The organism is Mesorhizobium sp. WSM4829, assembly GCF_055811475.1.
On sequence record NZ_JBVVQJ010000118.1, the window covers coordinates 1 to 1,135 of the forward strand.

Annotated in this window: 1 pseudogene; it reads left to right on the forward strand. The window is 56.6% G+C overall.

Features of this window, described 5'->3' with window-relative positions:
- Nucleotides 1-67: 67 nt before the first annotated feature.
- Nucleotides 68-1,135 (forward strand): annotated as a pseudogene (locus AC0L17_RS34445) (ATP-grasp domain-containing protein); the annotation flags it as partial.

Consider the following 1,135-nt stretch of genomic DNA (forward strand, 5'->3'; position numbering starts at 1 on the left):
GTGATAACAAGCTGATGCCTGCTTACGCTCGGACCACCGCACAGCACGCAACGGAGGGTCAACGCCAATGGCAAGAAGAGCGCTCATCATGGTTGAAGGCCATAGGCGTATGGGTCTGCTATTCGTCCAAGCGGCCCGGCGTCTTGGTCTTCATCCAATTACCCTGTCGGCTGATCCAACTCAATACGACTATCTTGCGGCGGAAGGGCTTGAGGCAATCCGCGTCGATACAGACAATCTCGATGCGCTGATCCACGTATGTTCCCGGCTGCGTGCGACCTATGAGATTGCTGGCATTACGGGCGCCGAGGAAGAGATCTATGCGACAGTTGGCAAGCTCTGCCGGCACTTCGATCTACCGGGCCCGAACCCCGAATCGATTGAACGATGCTGCGACAAATTCCTTCAGCGTCAGCTCCTCGCTGAGGCTGGCGTGCCAATGCCTGCTTATCGCTTGGCAATGAATACCGCGGATGTAGAAATCGCTGCCGCCGAGATCGGCCTGCCAGTGATTCTCAAGCCGGCCGTAGGCACCGGCAGCAGCGGCGTCCGATTGTGCTGCAATGTCGACGAGCTAGCCGAACATACCACCTATCTGTTGGGCGGGAAGCACATATGGCGTTCTTCGCCGAGAATACTCGTGGAAGAATTCGCGCAAGGCCCCCATTATGCCACGCATATAATGGGAAATGAGGTCATTGGGATTGAGGCTGCTGACTTCGACCGCCCACCCCTTTGTCTTTTGTGAGGGCATCTTTCCGGCACCGCTTACTGATGACGAGCAGGAACGCATGGCCGATGTATCGCTGAGCTGTTTGCGCGCTCTCAGCCTTGGCTGGGGGCCAACCTTCGTTGAACTCCGGTGGACGAAGGATGGTCCAGTCGTCATTGAAGTCAATCCGCGCCTTGGTGGCGGTCCTCAACACATCCAGCTGGCTGACGGTGTCGATCTCATTACCGAGCACATCAAGCTTGTCATCGGCAATGAATGGAATTTGCGCAAAACGCATATGCACGTTGCGGGCTGGCGGAACCTACTTCCTGATCGCGATGGCACCCTCGATTGGATCGACAACGGCAGTCTGGCCGCTGCTGTACCAGGTGTCGCCGAGGTCAAATTCTATGTTGAACCCAA